Below are 11691 nucleotides of genomic sequence, written 5' to 3' on the forward strand. Positions count from 1 at the left end.
CCGCAGATGACCGACTACATGGACGATCTACCGCAACTCGACACCGAGCAGTTCCGCGTGCCGGATGCCGCGCAGTTGCGGCCGGCGGCGCCGTCGACGCATCCTCCCCGGATTCTGCTGCTCTATGGCTCGCTCCGCGAGCGCTCGTTCAGCCGCCTGCTGGTCGAGGAAGCGGCACGCTTGCTCACGGCGATGGGCGCCGAAGCCCGCGTGTTCAATCCGAGCGGACTGCCTCTACCGGACGACGCGCCCGACAGTCATCCGAAGGTCGTCGAGCTTCGCGAACGCGTGATGTGGTCGGAAGGGATGGTGTGGTGCTCGCCGGAGCGGCACGGCGCGATGACGGGCATCATGAAGTCGCAGGTCGACTGGATTCCGCTGTCGGTCGGCGCCGTGCGACCGACGCAGGGCAAGACGCTCGCGGTGATGCAGGTCAGCGGCGGTTCGCAGTCGTTCAACGCGGTGAACCAGATGCGTGTGCTCGGACGCTGGATGCGCATGCTGACCATCCCGAACCAGTCGTCGGTGGCGAAGGCTTTCATGGAATTCGACGAAGCGGGGCGGATGAAGCCGTCCGCTTATTTCGATCGTGTCGTGGACGTGATGGAAGAATTGGTGAAGTTTACGTTGCTGACGAGAGACATCGGCCCGTACCTGGTCGATCGGTACAGCGAGCGGAAGGAGAGCGCCGAAGCGCTTTCGCGGCGTGTGAACCAGCGAAGCATCTAGTGGCCGACGGAAGGACGAGCCGGGATGGGGCGTGGCGGGACACATCTCGGCGTGACGTGACGAGCCCGGCGCCGCGCGTTTTCTGGATCGATATCGGTCGTGCAACTCGACGTCGGTATGCTCGCGCTCCTCGAACCTCGAGATACGGCGCCATGGGTGTCGGTAAGTTTGGTAGGCTTGTCGCCTGTGTTTGCTCGTCGGATCTCGACGTCGGCAAGTGGCACGATGAGACGCGGGTGCCGCCCTTGAAGAGCGCAGGTGATACCCGTTTTTTCTCGGCCGAACGCGATTCTCGAGCGCATGCGAGCGAACGGCGGAAGGGCGGAACGCGCCCGGCTGGCAACGGTTTCAGGCAACTCGCCGAACCCACACGAACAGGAGCGAACGAAGTGATCAGACATATCGTCATGTGGAAGTTGAAGGAATCGGCGGAAGGCGCGACGCGTGCGCAGAACGCGCTGAAGCTGAAGGAGAAGCTCGAAGGCTGCCGCGATCTCGTGCCGGGCACCTTGCAGATCGACGTCGGCGTGGCGACGCCGGGCCTCGACGCGACCGCCGACATCGTGCTCGTCTCCGATTTCGCCGACAAGGCCGCGCTCGATGCGTACCAGGTGCATCCGGTTCACCAGGAAGTGAAGAAATTCGTCGTCGCGGTGGCCGAATCGCGCGAGTGCGTCGACTACATCGTCGACAACGCACGATGAGCGACGCGGCAACCCCGACGGAAGGCCCGTCGATCGAAAGCCCGTTCGTCGATCTGCTCGGCGTGCAGCTCGTGTCCGCGAAGGATGGCGCGAGCGAGATCGTGCTGCCGCTCGAGGAGCGCCACATGAACACGTGGAGCATCGCGCACGGCGGCGTGACGATGACGCTCGCCGACATCGCGCTCGCGATGGCGGCGCGCAGCCTGACCGACGACGGCGTCGGCGTCGTCACGGTCGAGATGAAGGTGAACTTCATGCAGCCGGGCCGCGGCGAATTGCGCGCTTACGGGCGCGTGATGCACCGCTCGACGACGATGGCCTACTGCGAAGGCGAAGTGCGCGACAGCGACGGCAATTTCGTCGCGAAGGCGCTCGGTACGTTCAAGTACATGCGGCGGCTCGCGGTCGGCCGTGACATCAAGCGGCAACGCTCGCGCACCGCGCCTGACGCCCAGCCCGGCCCAAGCGACGCGTAAGCATCCGTCGCGCACGGCCCTGTCCCTTCGATGAGGCAGGGCCGTCTTGCTTTGGCGCACGGGCGGGCCGGCGCACCGCGCGCCGCGCCCGCCGGGCGCGCGCGTGGCATCATGTCATGCTTGTCCGTTCACGGCGCCACGCGGGCGCCGTCCACACCGATGCCGCTGAATCCGAAGATCGCCCAGGTGCTCGACATGATCGAGCGCGCGAAACGTCCGTCGTATCACCACCAGACGCCGCAGCAGGCGCGCGCCGCGTACGAGAAGAGCGCGCCGATCCTCGACGTCGCGCCGGCGCCGATGCATTCGGTGGAGGCATGCGTCGTGCCGACGCGGGACGGCCGCACGATCGGTGCGCGGCTGTATCTGCCGGTCGAGCCGAGCCTGGCGGAGCCGCTGCCCGCGCTCGTGTACTACCACGGCGGCGGCTTCACGGTCGGCAGCGTCGACACGCACGATGCGCTGTGCCGGATGTTCGCGCACGATGCGCAATGCGCGGTGCTGTCGGTCGGCTACCGGCTCGCGCCCGAACACCGGTTTCCGACCGCGGTGAACGACGCGGACGACGCATTGCAGTGGCTGCATCGCGAGGCCGCCGCGTTCGGCATCGACGCCGCGCGGCTGGCGGTCGGCGGCGACAGTGCGGGCGGGACGCTCGCGACGGTCTGCGCGGTGCTCGCGCGCGATGCGGGCATCCGTCTTGCGCTGCAACTGCTGATCTATCCGGGCGTGACGGGTTACCAGGACACCGAATCGCATGCACGGCTCGCGAACGGCTACCTGCTGACGCAGGACACGATCCAGTGGTTCTTCACGCAATACGTGCGCGATCGGGCGGACCGCGACGACTGGCGTTTCGCGCCGCTCGACGGCACGCGCGATGCGCCGTCGTTCGCGGGTGTCGCGCCGGCATGGATCGCGACGGCCGAATTCGATCCGTTGAGCGACGAGGGCGCCGCGTACGCGGACAAGTTGCGCGCGGCCGGCAACACGGTCACGCTGGTCCGCTATCCGGGGATGATCCACGAATTCTTCAAGATGGGCGGCTACGTGCCGGAGGTGCGGGCCGCGCATGTCGATGCGGTCGCGGCGCTGAAGGCTGCATTCGACGAGGTTTGACGGCGAGCGCGCGACGGCGCGCTCGCCGCGGGAGAGCTGCGATGACGAACGGCGCGGGCGAAGTGGAAACGGGCGACTGGACGGTGCTGGGCGGCGACGCTGCGCGGATTCGCGACGCGGTGTTCGTGCGCGAGCAGCAGATTCCGCCGGAATGGGAACTCGACGACGACGATCCGCTGTCGCTGCATGCGGTCGCGTACCGGACCGATGCGGCGACCGGGCTGCGCCGCGCGGTCGCGACGGGGCGGTTGCTGCCGTCCGGCACGATCGGCCGCGTCGCGGTGTTGGCCGACATGCGCGGGCAGGGTGTCGGGTCGGCCGTGCTGAATGCGCTGCTGGACGCCGCGCGGCGTCGCGGCGAAGCCGTCGTGCGGCTGTACGCACAGGATTCGGCGGTGTCGTTCTATCTGCGGCACGGGTTCGCGGCGGTCGGCGAACCGTTCGTCGAGGCCGGCGTGCCGCACGTCGAGATGGCACGCGCGCCGTAGCGCGCAACGCTTGCGTTCAGCGCGGTCGCGTCGCGTCGATATCGAACGCGAACGCGCGCTCGAACGCGCCCGGGCGGACGGTCCGGTGCGAGCCGTCGTCGTCGCTGCGTTCCTTGACCTCGACCGTCAGCCGTACGCCTTCCTTCATCGTGACGCGCAGCGCCGTGGTGCCGCGCGTGCCGTATTCGGGCGTTTCGATGAACGCAGCCGACAGCGCACGCTCGCGCTCGATCGGAATGCCCGTGTGCGGCAGCGCGTCGTCGTCGACGACGTGCGGGTCGCGCATCAGCGCGATCAGTTCGTCGAGCGACGGGGTCGGATTGTCGGTGAGCAGCGTGCCGAGCTCCGCGCGCTTGCGCACCACTTTCGGCCAGGGCGTGTCGAGCCGCGCGTTCGACAGCGCATGCACGCCCGGCGCGATCGCGACGGGCGCGGCGACGCGACTTTCGCCCTCGGGCGCGCGGTTGCAGAACCATGCGAGTTCGCGCCGGCGCCAGTCGCCGACGAGCAGGTTGAAGCCGTTGTACACGGCCGCATGTTCGGCAAGCTGCGCGAGATAGTCGAGCGGCGCGACGGACGCGCCGCCGAGAAAGTCGGATACCAGCTTGCCGCGGGTCGGCGCGCCCGCGCGGATGTCGAACGGCGCGCGGTAGTTGGTCAGCGCGGCGAAGCGGCCGTCGCGCGATACGCCGAGCCACGTGCCGCCCGCTTCGAGATCGCGACCGGCCAGTACGCCCGGCACGTCCTCCCACCACGAGAGCGGCGCGCTGGTCCGGCGAAAGAACTCGTCGCGATTGGCGGCGAGGGTAAAGACGGGACCGGCGGCGGCATCGGGCTGCCAGTCGAAGGCAATCAGACACATCGGGCGAATCTCTCGCAGGAAACGTCGCGCGCCGGCTGCGACTCGCGAGCCGGCCCGCGAACGGGTTGTCAGTGCATCACGCTTCGGTCGGCCACGCGTACGGCAGCGCGTCGAACGCGAGCACCGAGCCGTCGGCCGAACCGAGGTGCACCGTGCCGCTGTCGAGCGCGGCGAGCTTGATCTCGACCAGCGCGTCGACGCCGCCCGCCGGCGCGGCCGCCGCATTGACGATCATCCCGCACGGCTGGCCCGGGTCGTCGCTGTGGAACAGCTCGACGCCGGCATGCACGGTATCGGTCTCGCCGGCGACGTGCGCGAGCGCGGTGCGGCGCTTGATCGTGCCGCGGTACTGGCTGCGCGCCACGACTTCCTGGCCCGGGTAGCACCCTTTCCTGAAGTTAACGGCACCGATCACGTCGAAGTTGACCATCTGCGGGACGAACTGCTCGACGGCCGGCTGCGTGATGCGCGGCTCGCCCGCGCGAACGTCGAGCCAGTCCCACACGGCGGGCGACACGACGGGCAGCGTGCCGGTGAGCGCGGCGATGCGCGCATCGACTTCGACGCGCGGGCCGATCCACAGATAGCGCTTGCGGCCGGCCGCGTCGGGCACGCGGATCAGCGCGCCGGCCGGGCCGTCGACCTTCACGTGCACGCCGTCGGGCAGCGCATCGAAGATACCCGACAGCGCCTCGCGCACGTCGCCGACGAAGCCGGCCACCGCGAGCGTGTCGCTCGCGTCCGTCAGCTTCGCCTTCGAGCGCAGCACGAACATCGACAGCCGCTTCTGCACGGCCGGCTGCACGTCCTTCGACACGAGCAGGCGCACGCCGTGGCCGGCCCGCCACGCGAGGAACGACGCGAGCAGGCGGCCCTTCGGCGAGCAGTACCCGGACAGCCGCGCGCTGCCGGCATCGAGATGCTCGATGTCGTTGGTGAGCTGGCTGTGCAGGAACGTCGCGGCGTCGTCGCCGGCCACGTCGATCACGCCGAACTGCGGCAGCGGCATGCAGGCGCCCGGCGCGTCGAAATCGGCGGCGGACGGGCGGGGGAAAACGGGGAGCGAGGCAGATGCGGCCTGGGCAGCGGGTGAAGCGAACGGTGTGCTCATGGAATGAGGGAACAGTCAACCCTGACTTTGACGGAGGCGAGCAAGTATTATATGGGTCTTACCTGAGTCACGTTTCCATGTCCCTACTGAAGAAATGCGCCGCGACGATCGTGGCGCTGGCCGTCGTTGTGGCCGCTGCCGGCGCGGGCGGCGGGTATTACTGGGCGACCCGGCCGCTGTCGCTGGGTTCGGCATCGCTCGACGTCACGATCAAGCCGCGCAGCAGCGTGAAAAGCGTCGCGTCGCAGCTCAAGCGCGGCGGCGTGCCGGTCGAGCCGCTCGCCTTCGTCGCGATGACGCGCGTGCTCGGGCTGTCGAGCCGGCTCAAATCGGGCAACTACGAATTCAAGACCGGCATCACGCCTTACGACGTGCTGCAGAAGATCGCGCGCGGCGACGTGAACGAGTACGTCGCGACGGTCATCGAGGGCTGGACCTTCAAGCGGATGCGCGCGGAGCTCGACGCGAACCCCGATCTCGCGCATTCGACGGCCGGCATGAGCGACGCCGAGCTGCTGCGCGCGATCGGCGCATCGGACAGCGCGGTGCAGCGCGGCAGCGGCGAGGGGCTGTTCTTTCCCGATACCTACCTGTTCGACAAGGGCACGAGCGACCTGAACATCTACCGGCGCGCCTATCGCCTGATGCAGACGCGCGTCGACGAGGCATGGGCCGCGCGCACGCCGGGGCTGCCGTACAAGACGCCTTACGAAATGCTGACGATCGCGTCGATCGTCGAGAAGGAAACCGGCCATGCGGCCGACCGCGCGTTCGTCGCGGCCGTGTTCGCGAACCGGCTGCGCATCGGCATGCCGCTGCAGACCGATCCGTCGGTGATCTACGGGCTCGGCGACGCGTACGACGGCCGTCTGCGCAAGCGCGACCTGCAGGCCGACACTCCTTACAATACCTACACCCGACGCGGGCTGCCGCCCACGCCGATCGCGTTGCCGGGTGTCGCCGCGCTGCAGGCGGCGATCAATCCGGCCCCGACGAGCGCGCTCTATTTCGTCGCGAAGGGCGACGGCACGAGCGTGTTCTCGGACACGCTCGGCGACCACAACAAGGCCGTGGACAAGTACATACGAGGTCAATAATGGCGAGCGGTAAATTCATCACGTTCGAAGGCATCGACGGGGCGGGGAAGACCACCCACCTGTCATGGTTCTGCGAACGCCTCCAGGACCGGCTGGCCGCGGCCGGCCGGCAGGTCGTCGTCACCCGCGAGCCGGGCGGCACGCAGCTCGGCGAGAAACTGCGCGAGATCCTGCTGAACCAGCCGATGGATCTCGAGACGGAAGCGCTGCTGATGTTCGCCGCGCGTCGCGAGCACCTCGCGCTCGTGATCGAGCCGGCGCTCGCGCGCGGCGACTGGGTCGTGTCGGATCGCTTCACCGACGCGACCTTCGCATACCAGGGCGGCGGCCGCGGGCTGCCGCGCGACAAGCTCGAGACGCTCGAGCGCTGGGTGCAGGGCGGTTTCCAGCCCGATCTCACGGTGCTGTTCGACGTCGCGCCGCAGGTCGCGAGCGAGCGTCGCGGCGCCGCGCGTATGCCGGACAAGTTCGAAAGCGAGTCCGACGCGTTCTTTACCCGCACACGCGCCGAATATCTGCGGCGCGCGGAAGAGGCGCCGCACCGCTTCGCGGTCGTCGACGCGACGCGATCGATTCCCGAGATCCGCCAGCAGCTCGAACGCGTGCTCGCCGCGCTGTAACCCGCAAGGAACGCCCCCATGATCTATCCGTGGCAAACCGACGACTGGAACCGCCTGCAGCAACTGCGCGCGCAATGGCCGCATGCGCTGCTGCTGCACGGCCAGGCCGGGATCGGCAAGCTGCAGTTCGCGCAGCATCTCGCGCAGGGTTTCCTGTGCGAATCGCCGCAACCGAACGGCGAGCCGTGCGGCGCCTGCGCGGCCTGCAACTGGTTCTCGCAGGGCAACCATCCGGACTACCGGATCGTGCTGCCCGAGGCGCTGGCGGGCGAGGCGCCGGGTGCGGCGGACGACGCGAAGCCGGCCGACGCGGACGAAGGCGGCAAGAAGACGCGGGCGCCGAGCAAGGAAATCAAGATCGAGCAGGTGCGCGCGCTGCTCGACTTCTGCGGGGTGGGTTCGCACCGCGGCGGCGCGCGCGTCGTCGTGCTGTATCCGGCCGAGGCGCTCAATGTGGCCGCGTCGAACGCGCTGCTGAAAACGCTGGAGGAACCGCCGCCGGGCGTCGTGTTCCTGCTCGTGTCGGCGCGCATCGACCGCTTGTTGCCGACGATCATCAGCCGCTGCCGCCAGTGGCCGATGACCGTGCCGGCGCCGGAGGCCGCCGCCGCGTGGCTCGCGGCGCAGGGTGTCGACCACGCCAGCGCGCTGCTCGCCGAAGCCGGCGGCGCGCCGCTCGCCGCGCTGGCGCTCGCGAGCGACGAGAACCGTCCGTTGCGCGACTACACGCTCGGGCAACTGGCCGCCGGTGCGGCCTGCGATCCGTTCGCGTGCGGCGAGACGCTGCAGAAGCTGCCGGTGCCGCTGGTGCTCGGCTGGCTGCAGCGCTGGCTGTACGATCTGCTCGCCCAGCGGATGGTCGGTGCGCCGCGCTACTTCCCGATGCATGCGGCAGCCCTGGCGCGCTGCGCGGAAGCGGTCGACGCGAACGCATTCGCGCGCTTCATGAAAGCCGTGACGCGGCAGCGGACGGTCGAGAACCATCCGCTCAACGCACGGCTGGTATTCGAGGAATTGTTTCTCGGATATCGGGAAATGTTCGTTTGATCCGGCATTGTTTCCGATGGGTTGCGAAACGATGAACGGATCAAGCGGGGGCGCGACCGTGGTCGGCCGATCCACCCACGTCGCCCGGTGCCGCATGCCGGCGGGCGCATGAGCGCCCGTCTCACGTATTCAGGAAACACGATGTTCGTCGACTCTCACTGCCACATCAATTTCAAGGGCCTAGCCGACCGTCTGCCGGCCGTTCTCGAGAACATGCGCGAGCACGACGTCACGCACGCGCTGTGCGTGTCGGTCGATTTCGAGACGCTGCCCGACGTACTCGCGATCGCCGACGCGCACGACAACGTGTACGCATCGGTCGGCGTGCATCCCGATCACGAGGATGCGCGCGAGCCGACGCTCGCGGAGCTCGTCGAGCTGGCCGCGCACCCGAAGGTCGTCGCGATCGGCGAAACCGGCCTCGACTACTATCGCCTCGAAGGCCGCTCGATCGCCGACATGGAATGGCAGCGCGAACGCTTTCGCACGCACATCCGCGCGGCGACCGCGACGATGAAGCCGCTGATCGTCCACACGCGCGCGTCGTCGGAAGACACGCTGCGCATCATGGCCGAGGAACGCGCGGACGTGCCGGGCGGCGTGATGCACTGCTTCACCGAGCCGTGGCCGGTCGCCGAGCAGGCGCTCGCGCAGAACTTCCATATCTCGCTGTCGGGTATCGTCACGTTCAAGAACGCGACCGACGTGCAGGACGTCGCGCGGCGCGTGCCGCTCGACCGGCTGCTGATCGAGACCGACTCGCCGTACCTCGCGCCGGTGCCGTATCGCGGCAAGCCGAATGAACCTGCGTACGTCAGCCATGTCGGACGCTTTATCGCATCCGAACGCGGGATCGCCGTCGAGGCGCTCGCCGATGCGACGACGCAGAACTTTTTCCGGCTGTTCAAGATCGCCCGCTAACGACGGGCGCGCAGCCGACAACCCAGGGAAGGAGCCCACAACAATGACGAAGCCGACCAACCATCTGCCCAAACGCGCACTCGTTGCGGCCGCATTCGTCGCGAGCGGGCTGTTCGCCGCCGCCGGCGCGCATGCCGAGTCGCTCGACGCGATCGTCAAGGCCGTCAAGTTCGACGACATCGCCGATATCGGCAAGCAGCTCAAGAGCGGCAAGCTCGATCCGAACACGCTCGCGCCGAACGGCGACCCGATCCTCGTGATCGCCGCGCGCGAGAAATCCGACAAGGTCGCGGCGGCGATCGCCACGACGCCGAACGTCGATCTCGAGAAGGAAGACAAGGCCGGCGAAAACGCGCTGATGCTCGCGTCGCTGAACGGCGACCTCGACCTCGTCAAGCTGCTGATCGACAAGGGCGCGGAAGTCAGCAAGAAGGGCTGGGCGCCGCTGCACTACGCGGCGACCAACGGCCACGACGCGGTCGTCAAGGTGCTGCTCGACCACGACGCGTACATCGACACCGCGTCGCCGAACGGCACGACGCCGCTGATGATGGCCGCGCGCGGCAACCATGCGTCGACGGTCACGCTGCTGCTCGACCAGGGCGCCGATCCGCAGGTGAAGAACCAGCTCGGCATCACCGCGCTCGAGTTCGCGAAGCACTACAACGCGCCGGACGCGATCGAGATCCTGAGCAAGCGGACGACGCGTATCGGTGCAGCGACGCCGGCAGATGCTCAAAAGAGTGCAAAATAACGGTTTTTGGTGCGGCGGCGCCTGTCCGCCCGGCCGCCTTCCGGCCGGAACGGGGCATCCGGCGCCGCACCGGCCAACGCAGCAGGCGGTCCCCCGCCGCATAGACATAAGGAACACCATGTTGCGCGCAATGTTTTGTGCCGCGGCGTTTGCCGTGCCGTTGTCGGCGGCGGCTTTCACGGGCGCGGATCTCGACCGGCTGTGCGCGAAGACGGACGTCAAGTCGCGGGCGTCGTGCGCGGCCTATATCGAAGGCGCCGCCGACGGCGTCTACAACACGATCGATGCGATCGGCGGCACCACGGGGCCGCGCGTCGGTCAGTACTTCTGCCTGCCGCCCGACATCCGGGCGCAACAGATGACGGACGCGGTGCGCAAGTACATCGCGGAAAATCCGAAGCTGGCCGACTACAACGCGAGCACCGCGGTGTCGCTCGGTCTCGGCAAGGCGTTTCCCTGCAGGAGCGGCAGCTGATCTGACGCCGTGTCCGGGCGCGTGCGTGGCCCGGACGTCGCCGACGCATCCAGGACGAAGCCTGTGCGCTTCATCACGCGAGGGCGCCGATGATTTCAATCGAGGAACTGCAGCGCATCGCCGATGCGCCGTTGCATTCGTGGCTCGGCACGCTGGGCGTGTCGGTCATCGTCATACTGGTCGTCGCGGTCGTGCACCGCCTCGGCGCACGCATCGTCAAGCGCGTCGCGCAGCCGTATCCGCTGATGAGCGCGATCCTGCGCTACATCGACAAGCCGTCGCTCGTCGTGCTGGCGTTGCTGGCGCTCGAATTCCTGTGGCTCCAGGCGGACGACGGCATGTCGTTCGTGCGCGGCATGCGCACCGCGGCTGCCGTCGGCTCCATCGTGTCGCTCACGTGGCTGCTGGTGCGGCTCGCGGCCGGCGTCGGCGACGCGATCATCCAGGCCCATCCGATCGACACGGCCGACAACCTCCAGGCGCGGCGCGTCCATACGCAGGCCAAGGTACTCGTGCGGACCGTGATGGTGCTGATCGTGATCATCGGCACCGGCGCCGCGCTGATGACGTTCCCGAACGTGCGTCAGATCGGCGCGAGCCTGCTGGCGTCGGCCGGTGTGGCAGGGCTGGTCGCCGGTATCGCCGCGCGGCCGGTGCTCGGCAACCTGATTGCCGGGTTGCAGATCGCGCTCACGCAGCCGATCCGGCTCGACGACGTGGTCGTGATCCAGGGCGAGTGGGGGCGCATCGAGGAAATCACCGGCTCGTTCGTGTCGGTGCGGCTGTGGGATCAGCGGCGTCTCGTCGTGCCGTTGCAGTGGATCATCGAGAACCCGTTCACGAACTGGACGCGCAGCAGCGCGGAGATCATCGGCACCGTTTACCTGTCGGTCGATTACCGCACGCCGCTCGCGCCGCTGCGCGAGGAACTCGCACGGCTCGTCCACGCCGCGCCGGAATGGGACGGCCGCGTGCAGGTGCTGCAGGTGACCGACGCGACGGAGCGCACGATGCAACTGCGTGCGCTCGTCAGCGCGGCCGACTCGTCGTCGTGCTGGGATCTGCGCTGCCGCGTGCGCGAAGGGCTGATCGCCTATCTGCAGAACCGCTATCCGCAATGCCTGCCGCGCAGCCGGATGGAGCTGTATCCGCACGAATCCGCGCCCGATGCGCCGAATCCCGAACGGCCGCACGCGCGCTCGCCTGCCGCCAGCACGGCGGCCAACACCGCAGCCGACCCGCAGGCCGTCGACGGCCGCTGAACGCGGCCCGGCGCCGGCCTGCCATG

At 68.5% G+C, this 11691-nt stretch carries 14 protein-coding genes; 12 read left to right on the plus strand and 2 right to left on the minus strand.

What is annotated here, in order from left to right; all coding sequences use genetic code 11:
* Positions 1 to 6: 6 nt before the first annotated feature.
* The 5 genes from arsH (at position 7) to WS96_RS11405 (ending at position 3516) form a co-directional block, all read left to right on the plus strand.
* The gene (arsH, locus tag WS96_RS11385; protein ID WP_059832587.1) at positions 7 to 729 is read left to right on the plus strand and encodes an arsenical resistance protein ArsH; all 723 of its coding nucleotides are present in this window, start codon (positions 7 to 9) and stop codon (positions 727 to 729) included.
* A gap of 389 nt (positions 730 to 1118) precedes the next feature.
* Complete coding sequence (locus WS96_RS11390; RefSeq protein WP_006483902.1) at positions 1119 to 1433, plus strand: Dabb family protein; 315 nt, start codon at positions 1119 to 1121, stop codon at positions 1431 to 1433.
* Positions 1430 to 1909 carry a PaaI family thioesterase gene (locus tag WS96_RS11395; protein ID WP_006483907.1) on the plus strand — a complete coding sequence of 160 codons (480 nt, stop codon included), beginning with the start codon at positions 1430 to 1432 and terminating at the stop codon, positions 1907 to 1909. Before WS96_RS11390 ends, WS96_RS11395 begins: the two co-directional genes overlap by 4 nt.
* A gap of 159 nt (positions 1910 to 2068) precedes the next feature.
* Positions 2069 to 3028: an alpha/beta hydrolase gene (locus WS96_RS11400; RefSeq protein ID WP_059832589.1), complete on the plus strand. Its 960-nt coding sequence runs from the start codon at positions 2069 to 2071 to the stop codon at positions 3026 to 3028.
* Between the two features lie 41 nt (positions 3029 to 3069).
* A complete protein-coding gene (locus tag WS96_RS11405) occupies positions 3070 to 3516 on the plus strand; it encodes a GNAT family N-acetyltransferase (RefSeq protein WP_034207509.1) in 447 nt (148 codons plus the stop codon).
* A 16-nt stretch (positions 3517 to 3532) separates the two neighbouring features.
* On the opposite strand, the gene WS96_RS11410 is transcribed toward WS96_RS11405, so the two are convergent.
* Positions 3533 to 4378 (minus strand): NRDE family protein, encoded by an 846-nt coding sequence (locus WS96_RS11410; protein ID WP_059832592.1) that lies wholly within the window; start codon positions 4376 to 4378, stop codon positions 3533 to 3535.
* Between the two features lie 76 nt (positions 4379 to 4454).
* Positions 4455 to 5489, minus strand: coding sequence for a CAF17-like 4Fe-4S cluster assembly/insertion protein YgfZ (gene ygfZ / locus WS96_RS11415; RefSeq protein ID WP_059832594.1), 1035 nt, complete (start codon positions 5487 to 5489; stop codon positions 4455 to 4457).
* A 77-nt stretch (positions 5490 to 5566) separates the two neighbouring features.
* Between ygfZ and mltG the strand changes: the two genes are divergently transcribed.
* The 7 genes from mltG (at position 5567) to WS96_RS11450 (ending at position 11665) form a co-directional block, all read left to right on the plus strand.
* The gene (gene mltG / locus WS96_RS11420) at positions 5567 to 6586 is read left to right on the plus strand and encodes an endolytic transglycosylase MltG (RefSeq protein WP_034207506.1); all 1020 of its coding nucleotides are present in this window, start codon (positions 5567 to 5569) and stop codon (positions 6584 to 6586) included.
* Positions 6586 to 7206 carry a dTMP kinase gene (gene tmk, locus WS96_RS11425; protein WP_034207505.1) on the plus strand — a complete coding sequence of 207 codons (621 nt, stop codon included), beginning with the start codon at positions 6586 to 6588 and terminating at the stop codon, positions 7204 to 7206. The genes mltG and tmk overlap by 1 nt, the downstream gene beginning before the upstream one ends.
* A gap of 18 nt (positions 7207 to 7224) precedes the next feature.
* Positions 7225 to 8253, plus strand: a complete 1029-nt coding sequence (locus WS96_RS11430; protein WP_059832596.1) for a DNA polymerase III subunit delta' — start codon at positions 7225 to 7227, stop codon at positions 8251 to 8253.
* A 141-nt stretch (positions 8254 to 8394) separates the two neighbouring features.
* Positions 8395 to 9174, plus strand: coding sequence for a TatD family hydrolase (locus tag WS96_RS11435; protein ID WP_059832598.1), 780 nt, complete (start codon positions 8395 to 8397; stop codon positions 9172 to 9174).
* A gap of 43 nt (positions 9175 to 9217) precedes the next feature.
* A complete protein-coding gene (locus tag WS96_RS11440) occupies positions 9218 to 9928 on the plus strand; it encodes an ankyrin repeat domain-containing protein (RefSeq protein WP_059506074.1) in 711 nt (236 codons plus the stop codon).
* Between the two features lie 118 nt (positions 9929 to 10046).
* Positions 10047 to 10403 carry a Rap1a/Tai family immunity protein gene (locus tag WS96_RS11445; RefSeq protein WP_059506076.1) on the plus strand — a complete coding sequence of 119 codons (357 nt, stop codon included), beginning with the start codon at positions 10047 to 10049 and terminating at the stop codon, positions 10401 to 10403.
* A gap of 89 nt (positions 10404 to 10492) precedes the next feature.
* A complete protein-coding gene (locus tag WS96_RS11450) occupies positions 10493 to 11665 on the plus strand; it encodes a mechanosensitive ion channel family protein (RefSeq protein ID WP_059832600.1) in 1173 nt (390 codons plus the stop codon).
* Positions 11666 to 11691 lie beyond the last annotated feature (26 nt).

This window comes from Burkholderia sp. MSMB1835, from assembly GCF_001526365.1.
Classification (GTDB): Bacteria; Pseudomonadota; Gammaproteobacteria; order Burkholderiales; family Burkholderiaceae; genus Burkholderia.

Coding starts and splice junctions, on each gene's coding strand:
- WS96_RS11395 (WP_006483907.1), top strand. CDS start 1,430: ATGAGCGACGCGGCAACCCCGACGGAAGGCCCGTCGATCGAAAGCCCG.
- arsH (WP_059832587.1), top strand. CDS start 7: ATGACCGACTACATGGACGATCTACCGCAACTCGACACCGAGCAGTTC.
- WS96_RS11405 (WP_034207509.1), top strand. CDS start 3,070: ATGACGAACGGCGCGGGCGAAGTGGAAACGGGCGACTGGACGGTGCTG.
- WS96_RS11410 (WP_059832592.1), bottom strand. CDS start 4,378: ATGTGTCTGATTGCCTTCGACTGGCAGCCCGATGCCGCCGCCGGTCCC.
- tmk (WP_034207505.1), top strand. CDS start 6,586: ATGGCGAGCGGTAAATTCATCACGTTCGAAGGCATCGACGGGGCGGGG.
- WS96_RS11450 (WP_059832600.1), top strand. CDS start 10,493: ATGATTTCAATCGAGGAACTGCAGCGCATCGCCGATGCGCCGTTGCAT.
- WS96_RS11445 (WP_059506076.1), top strand. CDS start 10,047: ATGTTGCGCGCAATGTTTTGTGCCGCGGCGTTTGCCGTGCCGTTGTCG.
- WS96_RS11440 (WP_059506074.1), top strand. CDS start 9,218: ATGACGAAGCCGACCAACCATCTGCCCAAACGCGCACTCGTTGCGGCC.
- mltG (WP_034207506.1), top strand. CDS start 5,567: ATGTCCCTACTGAAGAAATGCGCCGCGACGATCGTGGCGCTGGCCGTC.
- WS96_RS11400 (WP_059832589.1), top strand. CDS start 2,069: ATGCCGCTGAATCCGAAGATCGCCCAGGTGCTCGACATGATCGAGCGC.
- ygfZ (WP_059832594.1), bottom strand. CDS start 5,489: ATGAGCACACCGTTCGCTTCACCCGCTGCCCAGGCCGCATCTGCCTCG.
- WS96_RS11435 (WP_059832598.1), top strand. CDS start 8,395: ATGTTCGTCGACTCTCACTGCCACATCAATTTCAAGGGCCTAGCCGAC.
- WS96_RS11430 (WP_059832596.1), top strand. CDS start 7,225: ATGATCTATCCGTGGCAAACCGACGACTGGAACCGCCTGCAGCAACTG.